At 45.8% G+C, this 21,707-nt stretch carries 15 protein-coding genes; 14 read left to right on the top strand and 1 reads right to left on the bottom strand.

The genetic code is table 11. The annotated features are described in order from the left end of the window. The first annotated feature begins 64 nt into the window (after positions 1 to 64). Positions 65 to 1,870, top strand: coding sequence for an AsmA family protein (locus C7T94_RS01200; RefSeq protein WP_107212867.1), 1,806 nt, complete (start codon positions 65 to 67; stop codon positions 1,868 to 1,870). A gap of 63 nt (positions 1,871 to 1,933) precedes the next feature. Beyond that, positions 1,934 to 3,736 (top strand): hypothetical protein, encoded by a 1,803-nt coding sequence (locus tag C7T94_RS01195; protein WP_107212865.1) that lies wholly within the window; start codon positions 1,934 to 1,936, stop codon positions 3,734 to 3,736. Positions 3,737 to 4,106: 370 nt separating this feature from the next. On the opposite strand, the gene C7T94_RS01190 is transcribed toward C7T94_RS01195, so the two are convergent. Then, on the bottom strand, positions 4,107 to 6,245 hold the full coding sequence (locus C7T94_RS01190) for a S9 family peptidase (RefSeq protein WP_107212862.1): 2,139 nt from the start codon (positions 6,243 to 6,245) through the stop codon (positions 4,107 to 4,109). A gap of 655 nt (positions 6,246 to 6,900) precedes the next feature. On the opposite strand from C7T94_RS01190, the gene C7T94_RS01185 reads away from it, so the two are divergent. From C7T94_RS01185 to C7T94_RS01125, 12 genes are all read left to right on the top strand, one after another. Next, positions 6,901 to 7,629, top strand: coding sequence for a tyrosine-protein phosphatase (locus tag C7T94_RS01185; protein ID WP_107212860.1), 729 nt, complete (start codon positions 6,901 to 6,903; stop codon positions 7,627 to 7,629). Between the two features lie 295 nt (positions 7,630 to 7,924). Then, on the top strand, positions 7,925 to 8,653 hold the full coding sequence (locus C7T94_RS01180; protein ID WP_239494898.1) for a polysaccharide biosynthesis/export family protein: 729 nt from the start codon (positions 7,925 to 7,927) through the stop codon (positions 8,651 to 8,653). 19 nt (positions 8,654 to 8,672) lie between these two features. Next, positions 8,673 to 11,045 carry a GumC family protein gene (locus C7T94_RS01175; RefSeq protein ID WP_107212855.1) on the top strand — a complete coding sequence of 791 codons (2,373 nt, stop codon included), beginning with the start codon at positions 8,673 to 8,675 and terminating at the stop codon, positions 11,043 to 11,045. Between the two features lie 34 nt (positions 11,046 to 11,079). Further along, positions 11,080 to 12,363, top strand: a complete 1,284-nt coding sequence (locus C7T94_RS01170) for a nucleotide sugar dehydrogenase (protein WP_107214611.1) — start codon at positions 11,080 to 11,082, stop codon at positions 12,361 to 12,363. Positions 12,364 to 12,482: 119 nt separating this feature from the next. After that, positions 12,483 to 13,763, top strand: a complete 1,281-nt coding sequence (locus C7T94_RS01165) for a lipopolysaccharide biosynthesis protein (protein ID WP_162618509.1) — start codon at positions 12,483 to 12,485, stop codon at positions 13,761 to 13,763. Positions 13,764 to 13,770: 7 nt separating this feature from the next. Continuing rightward, positions 13,771 to 14,400, top strand: a complete 630-nt coding sequence (locus tag C7T94_RS01160; RefSeq protein ID WP_107212851.1) for an acyltransferase — start codon at positions 13,771 to 13,773, stop codon at positions 14,398 to 14,400. 1,328 nt (positions 14,401 to 15,728) lie between these two features. Continuing rightward, on the top strand, positions 15,729 to 16,574 hold the full coding sequence (locus C7T94_RS01150) for a glycosyltransferase family 2 protein (RefSeq protein ID WP_107212847.1): 846 nt from the start codon (positions 15,729 to 15,731) through the stop codon (positions 16,572 to 16,574). Continuing rightward, the gene (locus tag C7T94_RS01145) at positions 16,574 to 17,692 is read left to right on the top strand and encodes a glycosyltransferase family 4 protein (RefSeq protein WP_107212845.1); all 1,119 of its coding nucleotides are present in this window, start codon (positions 16,574 to 16,576) and stop codon (positions 17,690 to 17,692) included. The genes C7T94_RS01150 and C7T94_RS01145 overlap by 1 nt, the downstream gene beginning before the upstream one ends. 4 nt (positions 17,693 to 17,696) lie before the next feature. Further along, positions 17,697 to 18,242 carry an LbetaH domain-containing protein gene (locus C7T94_RS19680; RefSeq protein WP_107212844.1) on the top strand — a complete coding sequence of 182 codons (546 nt, stop codon included), beginning with the start codon at positions 17,697 to 17,699 and terminating at the stop codon, positions 18,240 to 18,242. A gap of 20 nt (positions 18,243 to 18,262) precedes the next feature. Next, entirely contained in the window at positions 18,263 to 19,003 is a 741-nt protein-coding gene (locus tag C7T94_RS01135) for a WecB/TagA/CpsF family glycosyltransferase (protein WP_107214610.1), read from the top strand. Between the two features lie 26 nt (positions 19,004 to 19,029). Further along, positions 19,030 to 20,142, top strand: a complete 1,113-nt coding sequence (gene gmd, locus C7T94_RS01130) for a GDP-mannose 4,6-dehydratase (protein WP_107212842.1) — start codon at positions 19,030 to 19,032, stop codon at positions 20,140 to 20,142. 59 nt (positions 20,143 to 20,201) lie between these two features. After that, complete coding sequence (locus C7T94_RS01125) at positions 20,202 to 21,680, top strand: capsule assembly Wzi family protein (protein WP_107212840.1); 1,479 nt, start codon at positions 20,202 to 20,204, stop codon at positions 21,678 to 21,680. The last annotated feature ends 27 nt before the right edge of the window (positions 21,681 to 21,707 follow it).

Raw genomic sequence — 21,707 nt, 5'->3', positions numbered from 1 at the left:
CAAGTGCCTGGTTTGCGGTGTAAAACCTGGCTGCCTTTCGGTTGTTATAACAGAAACTCACTTCATGGTCCAGAACCGTTTCCGTCCACACCGAAAAATCTGGATCAGGGTTGCCGCTGCTGCGGGAATCCTGATCGTCCTGCTTCTTGTCGCGTCGGCTTACCTGGCCTCGCGCTGGAAACCGCTGGCAGGCGAAAAAATCCGCGAAGCGGTACATAATGGCTCAAAAGGACTGTACAATATTACTTATAGGGAGATCGGATTGAACGTGCTTACGGGCAGCGTACGCCTGAATGACGTGACGATCGAGGCAGATACCCAGGTTTACCGGCGGATGGTACAGGCGGGCACGGCGCCCGAAAACGTCTTTTCGATCAAACTTTCCGCCCTTCGCATCAACCGGACCGGACTGCTGCGTACCTATTTCAAAAAACACCTCCGCATACGTTCCATTGTGCTTGACGAGCCGGCCATCAGCATGGTGAACCGCAAGGTACCGTCAAAAAATGATACTTCTGAGGTCGGAAAAAGCCTGTACGAGCTCATTCGCGGTAACTTAAAGTCTATCCAGGTCGACGCCCTGAAAATTAGCCGGGCAAAGTTCGATTACATTGATGCGAACGGCAAAAAGCGGGTCATCAACGCATTCAGGAACCTGAACATCCAGGCAGACGATATCCTGATCGACTCGCTTTCGGGCAAGGACCGGAAACGGTTTTATTACAGCCGCAACATTGGTTTCAACCTGGGCGGCTACCGCTCGGTAACCAAAGACAGGATGTATACGCTTCGTATTGATTCGGTGGCGGGTTCATTTGCCTCGTCGCGTGTGTACATTAAAGGGCTGCAACTGATTCCCAATCTGCCTGAACTTGCGTTCAGCCGCAAGTATCAGGTTCAGAAAGACCGCTATGACCTCTCTTTTCGCGAGATTGCTTTGTCGGGCATTGATTTCCGCCAGTTAGATACCAAAGGAAAATTGCAGGCCCGTCTGCTTCGCGTAGGGCCTGCCAGCGTTGCCGTCTTCATGAACCGGGAGTTGCCACCGCCCGTTATCGACAAAGGAAGAAATTACCCTCACGTGGCGCTCAAACGGTTGTCGCTGCCCCTGCAAATCGATACGGTTCGCCTGCAGGGGGTCGACCTGAAGTACTCAGAATACAATCCCGTTTCAAGGAAAACCGGATCTGTCAGGTTTGTCAACCTGCATGGCGATATCCGCAATGTAACGAACGACAGCCTGCGCCTCAGGCGGGACCATCTGGCGCGGGCCGATTTTAAGACCTTGCTTATGGGTAGCGGCGCCATGCGGGTAAAGATCAATTTTGACCTGAACTCTGAAAATGGCGCCTTTACCTACAGCGGCAGCATTGGGCGCTTTGATATGCGTAAACTAAACGACCTGGCCATTAACCTGGGCCTGGTGGCTATAGATGCCGGGATCGTAGATAAGGGCGACTTCAATGTAACGGCCGACCGGCGCCGGGCAAGCGGGAACTTTAATTTTTACTACCATGGGCTGAAGATCAAGTTACTGAAAGAGCAGCAGGAAAGCAGTAAACTGAAACAGCAGGGGCTACTGTCGTCGCTTGCCAACAACCTCCTTATTAAAGATGCCAATCCCATGCCGGGCGAGCCGCTGCGCCCGGGGCGGGCCACTTACCTGCGCGCCAATACGGCTTCGTTCTTTAACCTCATGTGGAAAACGCTGTTTGCCGGCATGCGTGAAGCGGTAGGCGTAGGCTTTGTGCCGATGAAAACGCAGAAGCAGGCACAGGATAAGATATCCAGGAAAATGGAACAGCGCAGCGAGCGTGCAGAACGCCGGGCGCAGCGCCGGGCCGAACGCAAGGCGAAACGTAACAACTGATCTGTACCGCAACCGATGCACTTTCAAACTTTACCTGTATCTTAATGGCAAATAACACTATGAATGCCTGGTAAAAAACGGCTGAGATATATCCTGATTAAATGGGGGGCACTGGCCCTGGCGCTGACTGCGGCGCTGCTGACGGCTACATCCTGGTACCTGAACCAAAAATACCGTCCGTTTCTGAGCCAGAAGGTGCGTGAGCTGGTATACAGCGGCAGTGATAGCCTGTACCGCATCGAATTTGACAACCTGCACACCAATTTTTTAACCGGCAGTATTTCCCTGAGCCATGTTCGGATTGTACCCGATACACTGCGGTATGCCGTGAAGGTGGCCAACCAGACCGCACCGAACAATCTTTATTATGTGTTCCTGAATAAACTGCTCATCAGGCACATCCATCCGCACCGGCTGCTGCGCGAAAACCGGCTGAACATCGGGCAGATTATCTTCGAAAAACCGCGCATCACGATGATCAACCGGCAGTTGCCTTTTAACGAAAACCGTCCGCCAAGGCCGGTCCGATCACCCTACCAATACATTTCCCGTTTCGTGAAAGAGTTTCGTGTGGAGACCATCAACTTTCGCAATGCCAGTTTCCACTATGTAAATGCCAATGAAGCCGGCAGGCCGCGACGAGACAGCATCGACAACCTGCACATCAGCCTGAAAGACCTGCTGATTGATCCCGGCGCTGCGCGCGATACCAGCCGTGTGTACCTGCTCAAAGATATCAGCATCAGCCTGAACGACTACAGTTACAAAACGGCCGATGGGTTCTACAAGATCAACCTGCGGCACCTGGGCTTCAACCTTAAACGCAGCTCGCTGCGAATCCGGAAACTGGAACTCGAGCCCCAATACAGTGAAAGCGCCTTTGGCGAAAAAGCCGGTTATGCGCGTGATCGTTATCACGTCGAACTGAACGACATTGACCTGGGTAAAATAGACCTGCCCCTGTACGTACGCAAACAGGAACTGCTGGCCGGAACTATGGCCATCAGCAATGGTTCAGTTTCAGTATTCAATAACAATGCGCTGCCGCCCGGACAGGCGACGCTTAAGGAAGGGCGGTATCCGCACCAGCTGCTGCAAACCCTGCCCATACCTATAACGCTGCGCAAGATCCTGATCAGGAACATTGACATTGCCTATGCAGAATTTGACCGGGACAGCCGGCGCACGGGGAAAATTACTTTTCAGCGCAGTGCCGGCACGATTACAAATGTAACCAATGTGCCGGCGCAGAAGCAGAAGAACCGGCTCATGCAGGCCAACCTGCACAGCTACCTGATGGGCAGGGGCTTGCTGCGCGTCCGGTTTAATTTTGACCTGCTTGCGCGCGATGCTGCGTTTGGCTTTAAGGGAACGCTGATGCGCACCGACGGCCGCCTGCTCAACAAAATTACCGTACCGCTGGGCATGGTGAAGGTTAAGCGGGGCACCATTCAAAAGCTGGCTTTCGACATCCGCGCGAACGACAGCCTGGCCCGGGGACGCATCGATTTTGCGTATAACAACCTTTCGGTAGCCCTGATGCGCAAAAATGAAAGTAATGGTAACCTCGTTTCGCAGGGCTGGGCATCGCTCCTGGCCAATGCACTTGTGCTCAATTCAGACAACCCCGACAGCAGCGGCCTGTTTATTTATGCGCCTGTGCACTATGTACGCACGCCATCGGGCTCCTTCTTCAACCTGGTGTGGCGCAGCATTTTCCAGGGGGTGAAACACAGCGTCGGATTAACACCGCAAAAGGAAGAAGAAATCCGGACCAGGATGGCAGAGTTTGAGAAGATGAAGTCAGACCGGCAGGAACGCCGGGAGCAACGCGAGCAGCGAAGGCGGAAGGATCGGTATCGGTGAAGCAAGACTCAGGACCGAAAGGGAATCAAGAATCAGGACTGAAGTGGAATCAATAATCATAACCGAAAGGGAACCAAGAACCAGGACTGAAGTGGAATCAAGAATCAGAACTTAAGTGGGATCAAGAATTCATGACCGAAAGGGGAATCAGGAATCAAAAACCAAGAACCAGGACCCAAAGGGAATCAGGAATCAGAAACCAGGACCCTGGCGCAAAGCCCCTCCGCTGTATTGTCATACTGAGCTAGTCGAAGTATGAACCAGGAATAAACGGCAAGAATAAAAAACCAGAGCGTCTAACTCCTCGTCATTCCGAAACCGCTTCTTGATTGCGACTTCCAGCCGCTTGTCCCAAGACGGCGCGCCTGCTCTAAGGTTTGCGGGCCGGCGCTTTCAGCAAAGCTGAAGGAACCGGTTTGCCGAGCAGGTGTTCATAATAAAAGCGGTAGCGTTCCAGGCGGTCGTGAAGGGTTTTTACACCGCCCCAGCCATGACGTCCGCCCGGGTAGATCATCAGTTCAAAGTGTTTACCTTCGTTCTGCAGTTTGTCGACGAGCTGGATTGTGTTTTGCATGTGTACGTTGTCGTCCATATCGCCATGCATAATGCGTAGCAGTCCTTTGTAACGGTTAACCCAGGTCAGTACAGAGGCATTTTTATAACCCTCAGGGTTTTCCTGAGGCGTATCCATAAACCGTTCCGTATAATGGCTGTCGTAAAGTTCCCAGCTGGTAACCGGTGCGCCGGCATAGCCGAAATCAAAAACGTCGGCACCATAAGTGAGCGCCATGCAGGTCATATAACCCCCGTAGCTATGCCCGGTGATCAGCAGTTTGCCGGGGTCTGCCCAGGGCTGGGCTTTGATCCAGCGTCCGGCGGTCATGTAGTCCTGCATCTCCCATTTGCCCAGGCTGCGGTGCATCAGCGCCACGCCTGCCTTGCCAAACTGGCCCGAAGCCCGGTGGTCTACCGTGATCTGCACCACCCCCTCGTTTGCCCAAAGCTGGCTCGCCGTGCCTTTCCAGGTGTTGCTTACGCTGCCCGCATTCGGCCCGCCGTACATGCTGAAAACTACCGGATAGCGGCGTGTGCTGTCGAAATCAGTTGGCCAGGTTACCGTTCCAGGTAAGTCGTACCCGTCACCTGACGGGATGCTGATCATTTCCGTCCTTCCAAAGGCGTAACTTTCAAAATCATCGGCTTTGCTGTCTGCAATTTCTTTGACCACGGTGCCCTCTGCATCGAGCAACGCCACCTTTGCAGGGGTAGAAACGTTTGAGTAGGTGGTCACAAAGTGTTTGCCGTCTGGAGCCATGGCAATACGGTGGGTATAATCGCCAAAACTCAGACGTTTCAGGTTGCGGCCGTCGTATCCCACGCTGTAAAAATCGGTGTTTACCGAGCGCTCCTTCCTGGCGGTAAAGTACACCAGGCGCCGCGCTTCGTCTACATGGACGAGGTCTTTCACCTGCCATTTTCCTGAAGTAAGGGGAGTAACCAGCTTACCCTCAAGGGTGTAGAGGTAAAAATGAGCCCAGCCGCTGCGGTCGCTTTTTAAGATAAAGTGTTTTTTATCTTCCAGGTACGTAATGCGGCCATCAAAGTCGAGGTCGACCCAGGATGGCTGCTTCTCATCATAGATCTCTTTCTTTTTGCCGGTTTTCGGATCGACGGAAAAAAATTTGAGGTTATCCTGTCCGCGGTTCATCCATTGTACCATCATGCTGCTGCCGTCAAAACTCCAGTAGGGTGTACCAAAATACTGGTCGTCTTCTTCGCGGAAGTCTGCCCAGACCACAGGTGCGCCTGCAGCCTGCACAAAGCCGACGCGAACACCCGGGTTGGGATCGCCGGCTTTCGGATAGCGTGTTTTTTCGGTAAAGCCATGCTGTCCGGTCGAATTGTAGATCGGGAACATGGGTACCTTGGTGTCGTCGAAACGCATAAAGGCCAGGTGTTTGCTATCGGGCGACCACCAGAAGGCCTTATAGCGGGTGGCGCGGCCCAAAATTTCTTCAAAGTAAACCCATGATGCGTAACCATTATAGATAACATCGGTCCCGTCCTGGGTGTAGCGGATTTCCTTGCCCGATTGCAGGTCAACAGCGTACAGGTCGTTATCGCGCGTAAAGGCAACATACCGTCCGTCCGGGGAGAGGGTGGGGTTTTTTTCTTCCGCGGGATTATTCGTTAGCCGCCGCTCGGCCTGCTGTCCCTTTTGCAGGAATACATCTTTATCGCGAACGAACACTTCCACATCGCTGCTTGGCGGGGCAATATATTCCTTTTTTTCGCCGCTGCTGATATCCACTGAGTAAACCTTACGCAGCCTTACGTCTGATTCCAGGTAGCGGGAGGCATTTTCCCAACCAATCACGCTGTTCACATTTTTGGTAAGGGAGGGCTTTTCGCCCAGCGATTGCGGCAGATCGAGGTGTTTTTTCTGCGCATAAAGCGGCGACAACAGGAGTATAGAGGCGGCAGCCGCCAGAAAAGCATGACATTTCATAAAGAAGGGGAAAATGAAGGCTTAAAGGTACAAAAGAGACAGGGGAAAAAATGCTGTGTATTTGTTTTGTTGCTTTTTTGTTGACGTCGGGGGGGCGAAATCAGGATTAAAGCGCCTCGCTGCAGAAAAGTATGCAAAGTCTTGCCGTGTTCTAAAGAGGTTCCGAATGATCCGGGTGGGGAACCAGCCCGGAATGTACAGGTGCAAAGGTATCCGGGCCTTTTCCCGCCGCCCTCAGGCTTTGGATGCTTTTATGAAAGAAGCGATACACAGCCGCCTTCTGCTTCTTTTCGGCGGAGAAAAGAAGCAGCCTCCGCGTCTAGGAGCGGCTGGGCTTAAATAAGCTGCACCGAGCAAACCGGTAGGGTGGGTGATAAGAATTGCTTTATGAGCAGTGCCTGTACTGGGAATAAAATTGTCAGTACCGAAAAAATAACATAAATACCCCGAAGTGGGTAGGTTTAGCGGTGTTCTTTAACGAAAACTTAGCCTGTTTTCAATATTCAGCTAATTTCTGCGTTCTTTTTTTGTGAACAAATTGCAAAAAGTGATGAATTGCGTGCGAAAACTCCAGGAAAACCCCTTGTTTCTTTACAATCCTTATAAAAAGAGTATCTTTGTCTGCTCTGAATTAAATCTCTAAAACAGCACGCTCATGCTCCGTTTTTTCTCCAAGAAAGAAAAAGTAACCGACTTGACCTGGCTGGGTGTAGACATGCACTCGCACCTGGTTCCCGGCATTGATGATGGTACCGCAAACACCGAAGAGGCGCTCATTTACCTCGAACAGTTGCGCGACCTGGGTTTGTCGAAATTTATTTGCACGCCCCATGTGTTTACCGAACTGTACCCGAACACGCCTGAAACGATATCGACAGCGTTCAGTCACTTGCAGCAGGCCGCGATCAAACAGCATTTTAATGCGCCGCTAGCGGCAGCTGCTGAGTACATGATCGATGATACATTCCGTGTAACTGATAACCTGTTGTGCCTGCATGAGCGTTACCTGCTTGTTGAAATGTCATACCTGTCAGAATTTCCAAACATAGACCAGATCATCTTTGACCTTCATATAGCCGGGTACAAACCGGTGCTGGCCCACCCGGAACGGTATGTGTTCTATTACCGGGACCGCAGCCGCCTGAGCCGGCTAAAAGAAATCGGATGCCTGTTCCAGCTTAACCTGCTTTCAGTGCTGGGCTATTATGGTCCGGAGGCGAAAAATCAGGCCAAATACCTGCTCGAAAATAAACTGTACGACCTGGCCGGCACAGACCTGCACCACGAAAGACACCTCAGGGTACTCAGCGAAGGCGTAAGAAGTGGCAAGTTGCATGAACTGATCGGGCATTATGCGTTCAGGAACCAGGAACTGTTTGGATAGTGACCAGGATAAACCCCTGATTTATAAACATTCAAATGTTTGAAAATAGCGCAAACAGGCAGGGAAAAAATGACATTAAAAAAATACCCACACCTTGGTATATTAAATGATTGATTATAAGCGTATTTTTGCAGCGACTGACTGCGTGCGTTGTTTCAGGAAAGAAAAGCGTCCTATCATCAAAAACACATTGTTTTTTAGCCTATTGACCTACAGCATGTTGAGACAAAACGTCCGTGTAAAAGCCCTAAAATTGTCGTTCTTCCTAATGATACTGCTTGGCATGAGCAGCTGCATGACAACAAAAAACGTCCCATATTTCCAGGATATTTCTGCTGCCGAGCGTTCGGCACTGGCCAATACCGCTAAGTTTACCGAGCCGACTATACAGCCAGATGACATCTTGTCGATCTCTGTTTTTGCCATCGATCCCACCACGGGAGTTCCGGTGAATCAGCTGGCCACCCAGAACCTGATCACGACCCAACTCACGGCAACCGGCCAACAGCAGGCCATATCGGGTTTCCTTGTTGATAAAAACGGGGAGATCGAGCTGTCTGGCGTTGGAAAGATCAAACTTGAAGGCATGACTACGGCCGCCGCGGCTGATGTGATCCGGGAAAAAGCCAAGGCTGTTTACAAAGATCCCAATGTACAGGTGCGTTATGCGAACTTCAAAGTGACCGTGCTTGGCGAGGTATTGCGCCCTTCTACCTATGTCGTGCCAAATGAAAAAGTTTCTGTACTCGACGCGCTTGGCCTGGCCGGCGATATGACCATTTACGGAAAGCGCGAAAACGTGCTGCTGGTTCGCGACAACAACGGTCAAAAGGAATTCGCCCGCCTGAACCTGAACTCGTCATCATTGTTCAATAGCCCTTATTATTATTTAAGACAGAACGATGTATTGTATGTAGAGCCAAATAAAGCAAAGGCGGCATCGTTAAATTCGGCACGGTCGCAGACCTTTGCAATCATTGGTTCTGCTTTGTCAGTATTATTAGTACTGCTTACGCGCATCTAATCATCTTAGAAAATATAAAATGCAAAATACTGTTGAGAATCCATTTCAGTCGCAGGATAAAGAAGCCACGTTAGATGTAAAAATTGTCGTCCATCGTATACTGAGCAATTGGTACTGGTTTTTGCTTTCTTGTATTGTTTGCCTTGTTATTGCCTTCGCCTATATTCGATATAAAACCCCTGTTTTTAAGATATCCGCGAAAGTGTTGGTAAACGATGAAAAAAAGGGAGCTTCTGGGCTTTTAGGAGGAAGTGAGTCAGGCCTTGGCGAATTAAGCGGTTTATTGGGTACAAAGAGCACCGTTGATAACGAAGCAGAGATATTGAAGACACGCTCCTTGATGGAGCAGACCGTCAAAGACCTACAGTTAAATGTTACATGGTATAAGAAAGGCCGGGTAAAGGACGTAGAAGTTTATCCGTCCCCTTTCATGCTTGAACTTGGTAATATGGTAGATACTATACCAGATATAGAGCTTGAAATTAGCAAGATTTCTCCTAAAGGCATTCGGTTAAAGAATGGGGCGCTGGATACAACGTTGGCATTCGGTCAACAGCTTCACATCAAGAACTTTGGAGGCATTCGGCTGAAGCGAGTTCCGAACGTTCCGGTATCATACAGCGAATATGTGCTAAGGGCGAGTTCAGTAGACAACACTGTGTCAAAACTTATGAAAGCTTTGACTATTGATGTTCCCAACAAGCAAGTCACTGTGATCAGTTTAGGTTTGGAATACCCTATCCCAAAGAAAGGCGAAGATATTTTAAATAAGCTGATCCGAAAATATGTTGAGGGTAACCTGAACGATAAAAATGAGGTAGCTGACAGCACGATTAAGTTTATCCAAAATCGTCTGGCGTTCATTAGTGGAGAGTTAGGTGGGCTTGAGAGTAACATTCAGGGGTTTAAGCAACGTAACAACCTGGCTGATATGAGTGAGCAAGGCAAGCTGCTCGTTCAGAATACTAGCCAGTATGTCAATGAACTCGCAAAGGTAGAAACGCAACTCGCAATTCTGGATGATTTAGAAAAGGCGCTTGGCGATGAGAGTAAAAAACGTGTCTTGCCAAGTGCCATCATCGAGGGGGATATGGTTTTTGGCGGGCTAATCGAGAGATATAATTCACTTTTGCAAGAGCGGGACCGGCGATTGGTTGGTTTGACGGAAACTGCCCCCGTAATTCAAAACCTCGACCAGCAAATCAGCAATCTTCGTGCGGATATCTTAAGCAACTTGGTCACCACGAAATCAGGACTCCGCACGGCCAGACAACGCATAAACACTCAGCTCAACCAGGCCGAAGGCCAGGTAAACCGGGTGCCAGCAGTCGAACGCAGCTATTTGAACCTTGCCCGTCAGCAGCAAATTAAGCAAGAGCTATATATCTTTTTAATGCAGAAGAGCGAAGAGACCGCTATCTCAAAAACATCAAATATTGCCAATAGTAAGACGATTGATCCGCCGAAGTCAGAATATAAGCCTTTTACGCCGAAAAAAACAATGGTATATTTTGGCGCCTTGCTGGTTGGTCTGCTGATTCCCTATGGGATAATTTACCTGCGCAGTTTCCTTAATGATAAAGTCACGACCAAAGACGACATCACTTCAGCGACCCAGGTGCCGGTCATTGGGGAAATCAGTCATAATGAAGAAAATCACAATCTCGTTGTGGCTAATAGTAGCCGCTCAGCCATAGCGGAACAATTCCGTGCGCTGCGCACTAACCTAAATTTTTATTTGAAAAATGCGGATGAGAAGGTGATACTTTTCACATCAAGTATGAGCGGTGAGGGCAAGTCTTTTGCGGCAATCAACCTGGGCAATATTTTGGCGCTAACAGGAAAACGTGTGTTACTAATGGAATTGGACTTGCGCAAACCCGGGCTCTCAGCAAAATTAGGTATCGCAAACGTCAAAGGCTTTACGAATTACATTATCAAGGGAGATCTGCAGGCCAAAGATATCATCACACCACTGCAAGTCCATTCCAATATGTTTATCATTTCTTCAGGTCCGATTCCGCCTAATCCCGCTGAAACGATACTGAACGAACGAACTACTATGCTTATGGAGGAGCTTAAGCAGGAATTTGATTACATCCTGGTCGATGCGCCGCCCATTGGCATAGTGACTGATGCGCAGCTATTAGCGCCCTATGCTGATTTATGCCTCTACCTGGTGCGACAAGGTTATACCTTAAAAGATCAATTGAATATCGTTGAGAATTTATATCAGGATAAAAAAATGAAAAACCTGAGTATCCTAGTTAACGACATTGATGCTAGTAAAGGCTATGGTTATGGTTATGGCTATGGTTATGGCTATGGTTATGGCTCTTATGGACGTGAAACTCAACGAAAAGGATTCTTTAGACGACTCCGATTACGCTAATCTGAAACATAAAATCTCGAAACTTAAATCTAAAATGAAAAAGAAAATAGCTGTCCTTGGTCTAGGTTATGTTGGTCTTCCCCTTGCGATCGAATTTGCGAAGAAATACCAAGTCGTTGGGTTCGACATAAACAGCGACAGAATTTCTGAGCTGAACGCGGGGCAGGACCATACGTTAGAGGCCGATTCAGAAGAATTGCTTAAAGCTTTGTCTACTGAGGAAGGATCTGTTAATGGCCTTAGCTTTACCTCTGATGGTAAGGCAATTGAAGATTGCCAGATTTTCATTGTAACTGTTCCGACGCCAATAAATGAATTTAAATCGCCAGATTTAACGCCACTTTTGAAGGCGTCGGAAACGGTAGGCAAGGTTCTCAAGCACGGCGATATCGTTATATACGAGAGTACTGTTTATCCCGGGTGTACTGAAGAGGCCTGCGTTCCGGTTTTGGAGAAAGTTAGCGGATTGAAATTTAATATAGATTTTTATTGTGGTTACTCTCCTGAACGAATCAATCCGGGAGACAAAGTGAACACATTAACGAAGATCAAAAAAGTGACATCCGGATCTACTCCCGCTATCGGCGTCGAGGTAGATGAGTTATATGCTTCTATCATCACTGCCGGTACGCATCTTGCGCCTAGTCTTAAGGTTGCCGAGGCAAGTAAGGCTATCGAGAATGCGCAACGCGATGTGAACATATCCTTCGTTAACGAACTCGCATTGATTTTCGATCGGATTGGAATAGATACGACGGATGTAATCGAGGCAGCAGCCACAAAATGGAACTTTTTGAAGTATAAACCGGGGCTTGTAGGCGGACATTGTATCGGTGTAGATCCTTATTACCTAGCCCATAAGGCAGAATCACTTGGCTATCATCCTCAGGTGATACTATCGGGAAGACGGGTTAACGATAATATGGGCATGTTTGTCGCTAATAAGGTCATCAAATTGATGATAGATAAGGGGCTTACGATAAAGAGCGGAAAGGCACTAATTCTTGGCTTTACATTTAAGGAGAACTGCCCAGACATCAGAAATACCCGTGTAATCGATATATATAAAGAATTGATTCAATTCGGATTACAGGTTCATATTTATGATCCGTGGGCTAGTCCTGAGCAAGTCAACGAGGAGTATGGTATCGAGATTACGAACAGCCTCAAGGGCGAGAATACCTATGAAGCGGTTATTCTTGCTGTAGCCCATGATGAGTTCAAGGCTTTCGACTACAACAGTCATAGAAAAGATGGTGGTGTCATTTTCGATACCAAATCGTTTATAGACAGAAGCCTCGTGGACGGAAGACTATAAATCACACAAACGCCCCTAGGCCGGGGGAACAGCTCATGATTTCATCTACAAAGCACAAGATTTTAACTGCACTTCAGTCTAAGGACGACCGTTCCAAAAACATACTGGTTAACGTCCTCATGTCTTTTGGAGTAAAGGGCGGGAGTATTCTTGTGGGGCTGATTCTTGTTCCGCTTCTTATCGACTATGTCAGCCCTGCCGAGTATGGCATTTGGTTGACAATAAGTTCTTTTGTAAGCTGGATGAGTTTCTTTGACATAGGCATGGGAAATGGACTTAGAAACAAACTCACTGCAGCAATTGCCAACGATCAAGTTCAAGAAGCAAGAACCTATATTAGTACTACTTATGCGGTATTAGCTATAATATCTGCTGTCTTATTATTGATATTCCTTGTCGCAAATCGATATATTAATTGGAATCAAGTTTTAAATATACCAGTTGACATCAAAGACGACTTTCGACACATCTTTTTCATAGTTTTTGCTTCCTTTAGCGTTCAGTTTGTATTGCAGATCATAGTTACAATACTTACCGCGATCCACAAGTCGGCATTAGCAGGTCTCGTTTCCTTTCTTGGGCAACTAGGAGTATTGTTTGCTATTATGATGGTCAAGCGGTGGGTTCCGGGAGATTTGACGATCATGGTCTTGATGTTGACAATCATACCCTTGTTTGTTTTCGCCTTTGCATCAGTTGTGTTATTCTCTGGAAAGCTACGGCATCTATCCCCAGCAATTAGGCTAGTGAAGTTCCAGTATGCCAGGCAAATTCTGAATATTGGAACATCTTTCCTAGTTATTCAGATAGGAGCAGTGGTGTTATTTCAGACAGATAATATCATTATAAGTCGTATAATTGGACCGGAAGCTGTGACAGGTTTTAACATTGCCTATCGGTTGTTCTCAGTTGTCATGATGGCCTTCACTATTCTGATGACTCCATATTGGAGTGCGTTTGCCGAAGCATTCACAAGAAACGATTTTGACTGGATGAAGAGAAGCATTCGTAAGGTGAGGAAGATTTGGTTTGTTATCGCGTTCATCATAATTCCTGCTCTAGCACTCTGTGCAGGTTTAATATATCGTTTGTGGATCGGCGATCATGTTGAAATTGATATGGCCCTTACAATATCTGTTGCCTTATATGCAATTGCTTATACCGGTATGGCATTAAACAGCTATTTCTTAAATGGCTTGGGTAAGGTGGAAATACAAAAATATCTGTATATCATAGCTTGTACTGTCAATGTACCACTATCTATTTATCTGACGCATCGGATTGGTGTGCATGGAGCCGTATTGGCTAACGTGGCTGTATTAACTGCTATGATGTGTATATTATGGATACAGAGTAACCGGCTTCTATCCGGCAACGCAACTGGTTTATGGAATAGATAGCTTTGCGATGAAATTAATACGATTGTCATATAAGGCCTTTAGGAAGATTAAGCGAATTCTTTTTAAAACTGTGCAATCAGCCGTGACGCGTATCAAACTTGCGGGAAACGGAGTTCAGTTCGGTCGCGCCCTGGTGTCGAACGGAATTCCGAATATTGACATAGCAAACGGTGGCACTATTTCCATAGGGAACCAGTTCAGAATGAACAACGGCGAGAATTACAACATGATCGGTAGACAACAGCCATGTTTTTTTATCGTGACCTCAACCGGGAACATAAAAATCGGAGATAATGTAGGTATAAGTGGTACCGCATTTTTCAGTAGTTTATCCATTGAAATTGGAGATAATGTGAAGATCGGTGGAAATACTGTCATATATGACTCTGACTTCCATAGCTTGCACTTTTTGCATCGTCGAGACCGGAAATTAGATGTCAAATATACAGTTTCCAGAGCTGTTAAGATCGAAGATGATGTTTTCATTGGTGCTCATACTACGATATTAAAAGGAGTAACGATCGGTAACCGGGCAATAGTTGGAGCGGGCTCTGTGGTAGTAAAGGACGTTCCGGCAGGCGAAATTTGGGCAGGTAATCCTGCTAGGTTTATTAGAAAGGTGCGGGATGTTGAGTAGAGCTATAAAGAGAGCACTTCCGTTTATTTTGATCGCAGCTACCAATTTGGTACTTGATTTCCTGTTTCCCAAAGCTCAGAAAATAATTTATGCGCCATACGATGTCCTGTTTCTCGCTGCTATTAGCTACGTTATAACCTACTACCAAAGAAACAAGTACAACATCTTAATATCACGCTTCTGGATAGTGTTCTTCTTTTTGGGTATTATGAATATGAATAGCGTCATACTCTACGATAAAACATGGGATGTAGATATACGCGGTGCTTCTCTATTATATTTCTTGAATATCATTATATTCAATGCTTCACTGTTGTTTTTTGAAAGGCGTGGTGACTTTGTCCCAAAAAGACTGACAGTTAACAGTTACTCCTTCCTCAAGAATAGAATTCTTGTCGTTATAATGCTAATCTTCCCCTTTCTGCTAATAATAACATTGTACAAGAGTGTGGGCTTTTTGCCGATTCTATCAGGTGCCAGTTTCGTTGATGAAATGTATAACTATAATTACGGTCCGCTGTATGGGTATAAGTTCATTTGCGTCTATGGTTTTTTAATGACGATATGCTATATAAAGTTGAAGAAATACAGGAGCATAAATCTAGCATTAGCGATAGTAATTCTATTAATAACATCGGTAGATGGCAAGCGATTTATTCTGTTTATTTGTCTGCTCGCATATTTGCCGCTGAACGACTATCTTAACAGAATAACCAAGCCCGGAACCAAGACTTCCTATACACCTCTTATAATTGTATCTTCCGTTATCCTATTGGTATATGTCAGTGTATTGGCAATCAGGCTAGGAAACAATAACGTAAACGAATGGATAGGCCTCTTTATCGAGAAGATTCCGTTCGGCGTAGAGTTCAAAGACTATGCGTATTCTTTCGAAAAATTCAATGCTACTACAATACAAGACTATGATTTTTGGCAAAGCAATATCGGGGCATTTTTCAACTCAGGATTACTTAATTTCCTTGGCTATGATAAAGAAGCCCTAACGCATATGGGAAGCGCGTATGTATGGATGAAGGCTTATAATATAGACTTTGGGATTCGTACGGGCATCATTTCTGAACTTTACTTTGCTCACGGGATATTTGGATCGGCTTTTATGGTACTACTGGCCTATTTCGTTAATCGGACCTCAGTAAGATTAATCAGGCCAACTTCCATCTTTAATCTCATACAACATTGTATCCTTTATGCGCTATACATATTAATTATAAATGGGCAGGCAACTGTTTTTTTCGGCTGCTTGTCTATGATGCTTTACGTTTACTTGTTAAAGTGGATTATCGAACCGAATAGAAATAAAAAACGCAATGGTTTTTATCATAATACCCGTATTCAACCGTCTTGAGTTTACAACAAAATGTCTGGATAGCCTTCAGATGCAGAAATATGTGAACTATAGGACAATTGTGGTAGACCATGGGTCGACTGACGGTACCGCTTCCTATATAACCGAGAAGTATCCTGATGTTACGATATTGACAGGTGACGAATCAATGTGGTGGACCGCAGCGACTAATGTGGGCATAAAATATGCACTGGAACAAAATGCAACATTCGTCCTTACTCTAAATAATGATTTGACGGTGGATGAGACATACATCGGCAGTCTTATGAATTTCGCGAAGGATCATCAAAACGCTATTGTCGGCAGCGTAAGCGTAGACATCGATAACCCTGATAGGATTGTTTTTGCAGGCACTCGCTGGAATCGAAGGTCTGCTAAATATCGTTCGGCCGTGTCTTTAGAGTTGAGCTCTGGCAAATTAAAAGAACTTTATAATGAGATTGAGACAGATATGTTGCCAGGACGCGGAACATTGATCCCAACAGATGTGTTTTCGAAAATTGGCTTGTATGATGTTGATTCCTTTCCTCATTATGCTGCGGACGAGGATTTTAGTTTAAGGGCTGAGCGTGCTGGTTACGAACTGTTTGTAAGTCCCGCCTCTCTGGTAAAGAGTCGAGTCGAACACACCGGTCTGGGCAGCCAAAAAAAAGTCACATTAAACTATATCATTAGAAGCTTTACGTCTATAAAATCACCAAGGAACCTGCGCATCAGATGGCGCTGGGCAAAACGCCATACACCTGCGCCTCCTATCTATTTTGCGTTTGACTTCGCACGGATATTAAAAAGTATGATTATAAAGTAATGAAGAAAGTAATTATCCTTTACAAGTCGATGCCCCAATATAGGGTTGAGTTTTTTAATCTGCTTGGTGTTGAACTGAACAAGCATGGTATCGAAATGAAGTTGATATATGGCAGTATCGATTCGAAAGGCAAAAATGATTCTCGCGATCTCGACTCAGGCACTTTCAGGCCAAATAAGTTTATTAAGGTTGGTAAAACGCAGCTAATATGGCAGCCAGCTATGCGCGAGGTTAAAGAGGCTGACTTGGTCATAGTTGAACAGGCTAGTAAGCTTCTTATTAATTATTTGCTATTGTTTCGTCGATTGATTGGTGGGGCCAAGTTCGCATTCTGGGGCCACGGGCTTAATATGCAAGATTATGAGGGATCGCTTTTGAATAGATTCAAGAGACTATATTCCAACTATACAGATCATTGGTTTGCGTATACACCTAAAGTTAAGGAGCGCCTTATTGCGTCTGGATACCCGTCCCAAAACATCACAGTAGTTTCAAATGCTATTGATACTCAAAGCCTTGTAAAAACTTACCAGAAAATATCCGATAAGGAAACAACCGACCTGAGGTCGTCATTAGGCGTCATGCCCGGTGAAACTGTATTTATATACTGCGGAGCCCTATACAAAGAAAAGCGGTTAGATTTTCTCATTTCCGTCGGAGATTCTTTAGCGAGAGACGGATACAAATTCAAACTTCTCATAGTGGGAGGCGGTCCACAAGAGGACGAGGTGAAAAAAGCCGCCGAAACCAGAGATTGGCTCATCTGCACAGGACCGAAGTTCGGAAAAGATAAGGTCGGCTATTTTAAGATTGCCGATCTCTTCCTAATGCCCGGGGCGATAGGTCTTGCTATACTGGATGCGTTTGCTTTAGAAACACCAATGATTACCACGAGCTACGAGTTCCATGGGCCAGAATTCGAATATCTCAAGGACGAAATGAACGGAATGATAACAGATAATAATTTGACAGATTATATCAGCTGCATTAAAAAATTGCTCGACGCGCCGTCTCAGGTGGAGAGACTAAAAGACGGTTGCAGGGAATCGCGGAGTCTATATACTGTCGAGCAAATGGTTCAAAACTTTGCCGAGGGTGTTGTTAAAGCACTAAGTTAATTGTATGCTGTCACTAATAAAAAAAATACGGATATGGTTACTTCTCAATACAGTCTGGAAGAGTTATAATATCGGCCCTGGTTTTCATGCGGGTATCCGGGTTCGTCTCTGGGCTAAAGAGAGACTACAGATCGGTCGGAACTTTTATATTGGCCGCGATTCCTTTATCGAGACCGATTGTATCATTGGCGATTACGTACTCGTGGGAAATAAGGTTGCGTTTGTGGGTAAATATGATCACCACTATCAACAAATTGGCAAACCTATCAGAGTCGCATCGTCTATCCGTGACAATAACTATACTTGGAAAGGGCGACATTTAGTTACCGAGGTAGGCAATGATGTTTGGATTGGATATGGCGCCGTGATTATGCAGGGCGTTAAAATAGGCAATGGTGCTATCGTCGCAGCAGGCGCGCTTGTTACAAAAGATGTCGAGGCCTATTCAATTGTGGGGGGCAGCCCCGCAAAAAAGATTGCTGACAGATTTGAGGATGCTCACGCGCTAGAGCAGCATAAGGAGCTTTTAAGGAAAAATTATGCTTGCTAGACAGCGTTAATTATTATGCTATGGAAAAACCTAATTTGAACTTTCTAGATTATCCGATATACAATGGGGATGTCGCAGCGATTGAATACAATCGAAAATGTGTAGTAAATACGATAAACCAATATTCGTTCTGTCTAGCTGAGAACGACTCTTCTTTCAAATACGCGTTGCAAAAATCCGATATCTTACTCCCTGACGGAGTCGGCATTACTTGGGCTGTCAAGCTTTTAACTGGTCGGAAAATCAAAAAAATCGCGGGTGCCGACCTGCATAAGCATTGCTTGGAAGCCTTGAATAGGACAGGAGGAAAGTGTTTCTATCTGGGCTCCAGCGAATCGACATTAAAGTTGATCAAACAACGGCTAAACCGAGAGTATCCGAACATTCTCTCCGGATTTCACTCCCCCCCATACAAGCCAGAGTTTTCTCAGGCGGATAACGAGCAGATGATCAAGGCCGTGAATGATTTCAATCCTGATGTGCTTTTCGTCGGAATGACAGCCCCTAAACAAGAAAAATGGGTAATGGAACATAAAGATAGTTTGAGGGCCGGACTCATCGGTTCTATCGGCGCAGTCTTTGATTTCTATGCCGGAACAGTGAAAAGGCCCAATACACTGCTTATCAACTTAAAGCTTGAATGGTTCGTCAGGCTGTTGAAAGAGCCAAAGCGTATGTGGCGTCGGTATATTTACTACGGGCCGATTTTTATAGGGGCTATCTGGAGTAAAAAAATGCAAAATCGCGACAATAATCGATAATATTAAAATTTATAAAAAGAAACATAATGAAAAGAGCTTTAATCACTGGCGTAACCGGACAAGACGGCGCCTACTTAACAGAACTTCTATTGGGAAAAGGATATGAAGTGCATGGAATTAAGCGGCGCAGTTCGCTATTTAATACTGACCGTATTGATCACCTATACCAGGATCCCCATGATAAGGATGTAAGATTTAAGCTGCATTATGGCGATCTAAGTGATTCCACGAACCTGATTCGTATTATTCAGCAAGTGCAGCCAGATGAAATTTACAATTTGGGAGCGATGAGCCATGTCAAGGTAAGCTTCGACACTCCTGAATATACGGCGAACGCAGACGGCATAGGAACGTTAAGAATTCTTGAAGCAATACGCATACTCGGGCTTGAAAAGAAAACCAAGATTTACCAAGCATCAACTTCGGAGCTCTATGGTTTAGTACAGGCTGTACCCCAATCTGAGACTACGCCTTTTTATCCGCGTTCTCCCTATGCGGTTGCAAAAATGTATGCTTATTGGATAACAGTTAATTATCGTGAAGCGTATGGGATCTACGCTTGTAATGGAATCCTTTTCAACCATGAAAGCCCCTTGCGCGGAGAGACATTCGTGACTCGGAAAATTACTCGAGCAGCAGCAAAAATTGCTCTAGGCCTACAAGATAAACTATATCTTGGAAATTTGGATGCGAAGCGTGATTGGGGACACGCAAAAGACTACGTAGAAGCTATGTACTTAATTCTTCAACAAGAGCAAGCCGAGGATTACGTCATTGCAACAGGTATTACGACAACAGTGCGCGATTTCGTCAGAATGGCCTTCTCCGAACTGGGAATTGAGTTAGCTTTCGAAGGGACAGAAATTGCAGAACGGGGTGTAGTAGTTTCGTGCTCTAACCCCGAATTTCGGCTTGAGGCGGGGCAGACAGTTGTTGCAGTCGATGAGCGGTATTTCCGTCCGACAGAGGTAGATTTGCTAATCGGTGATCCCACCAAATCAAAGACTAAACTAAATTGGAAGCCTAAATATGATCTTCCAGCACTGGTTAAAGAAATGGTTCTTTCAGATTTAACTAATTTTAAAAAGGAAAAAATGCTTGCGGAAGCGGGTTACGCTACGAAAAATCAGTTTGAATAGTCCGCGAACTTGTAAAGATCAAAGAAGTCGCTCGTGAATTGAGATAAAATTTAGCTAATATGCGTTTTAAAATCACAATTACTCTAGTTCTTGCATGCCTCTGGGGACCAATCTTCGCACAAGATTCGATAAGAACTGACAGTACCGAGCGAGATCGTTATTTTCTTGAGATACGCACGGGGGTTTCTGGGACAAAATCTGTGCCTTTCTGGATGCGGACAAATCAGTTTGGAAGCACACCACCTGCGGGCGCTTACGGAAGTATGATCCTCGGCTATTACCATGATTACCAGTCACCAAATATTAGAAACAAGCTGGATCTAAGCGTAAGACTGGAAGGACGGTTAAATGTTGGCAGGAACAATGAGTTTCAGGCAATAGAAGCCAATATGGGTCTTCGATTCAATATATTTGAATTTAAACTTGGCAGGAGCCGTGATATAATGGGCATTACTGATTCTGTGCTGTCCAGTGGCGCATTCACGATGTCAGGGAATGCCCGAGGTATTCCTAAAGTTGAAATATCAATTCCCAAATATTGGTCAGTTCCGTTTACCAATGGCTGGCTTTCTCTTAAAGGGAATTTCAACTATGGTTATATGGGGCGTAGCGAAGTTTATTTGGCTGCAAATCGGAATGGTTACGCAGGAACACTTTCGCATCAAAAATCATTATATTTCAAGATTGGGAGTCCTGAAAAAAAGTGGGCTTTGTCTGGCGGCTTCAATCACCAGGTACAGTTTGGAGCGGAGCAAAAATTTACGCCAAACTGGGGCCTCTCAAAAGGTCAGACATTGCTTTATGTTGCAATTGGTAAAGTTCACAAGGGGTCTAAGATCGGTAATCACATCGGATCTATCGATCAAGCGATAGATTATGATTTCTCTAAAGTGCATATTCAAGCCTATCACCAATTTTTCTATGAGGTAGGTGGCTTGGTGCATTTGAACAATCTAAAGGATGGCTTATGGGGCCTCTCAATACAAAATAAAATTGCAAGTGGAAAAGCAGGTTGGCGAAAACTGCTTGTGGAAGTCTTGACGACAAAGAGTCAGGGGGGAGAACTTGATGCCAAAATCACGCCCTCAGGTGACGAGGATTATTATAACAATTATCTGTACGCGAACGGGTGGACTTATCAGGGGGAAAATATAGGCAGCAATCTACTGACAAGCAAAAAATATCTTCGGACGGATTTGCCGCAACGAGACCGGGAGTATATAGTCAACAACAGGGTTTACGCACTTCACTTAGGAATTGATGGTTATATAGGCGATTGGAATGGCATTGCAAAACTTACTGGCACGAAGAATTTCGGAACCTACGGCACAAGTCCTGAAGGCAATTCAACGGGAAGAGTTCGAACGATTTATGCCCCACCGTATTTTCCGGCAAGCTACCAGTTCTCTGGCTATTTAGAGCTGAACCGTTATATAAAGAAATACGGTGTCAATGTCGGAGGGGCATTAGCGCTAGATAAAGGGCAAGTTCTTTACGATGGCTTTGGCGCATTTTTAAAAGTCTCAAAACGTCTTTAGTCACAAAATCCCTCGAACCGATCTGAG

The organism is Pedobacter yulinensis, assembly GCF_003029735.1.
Lineage (GTDB): Bacteria > Bacteroidota > Bacteroidia > Sphingobacteriales > Sphingobacteriaceae > Pedobacter > Pedobacter yulinensis.
The sequence above is the reverse complement of the archived record's forward strand: the minus strand, read 5'-3'. Positions and strand labels throughout refer to the sequence as shown.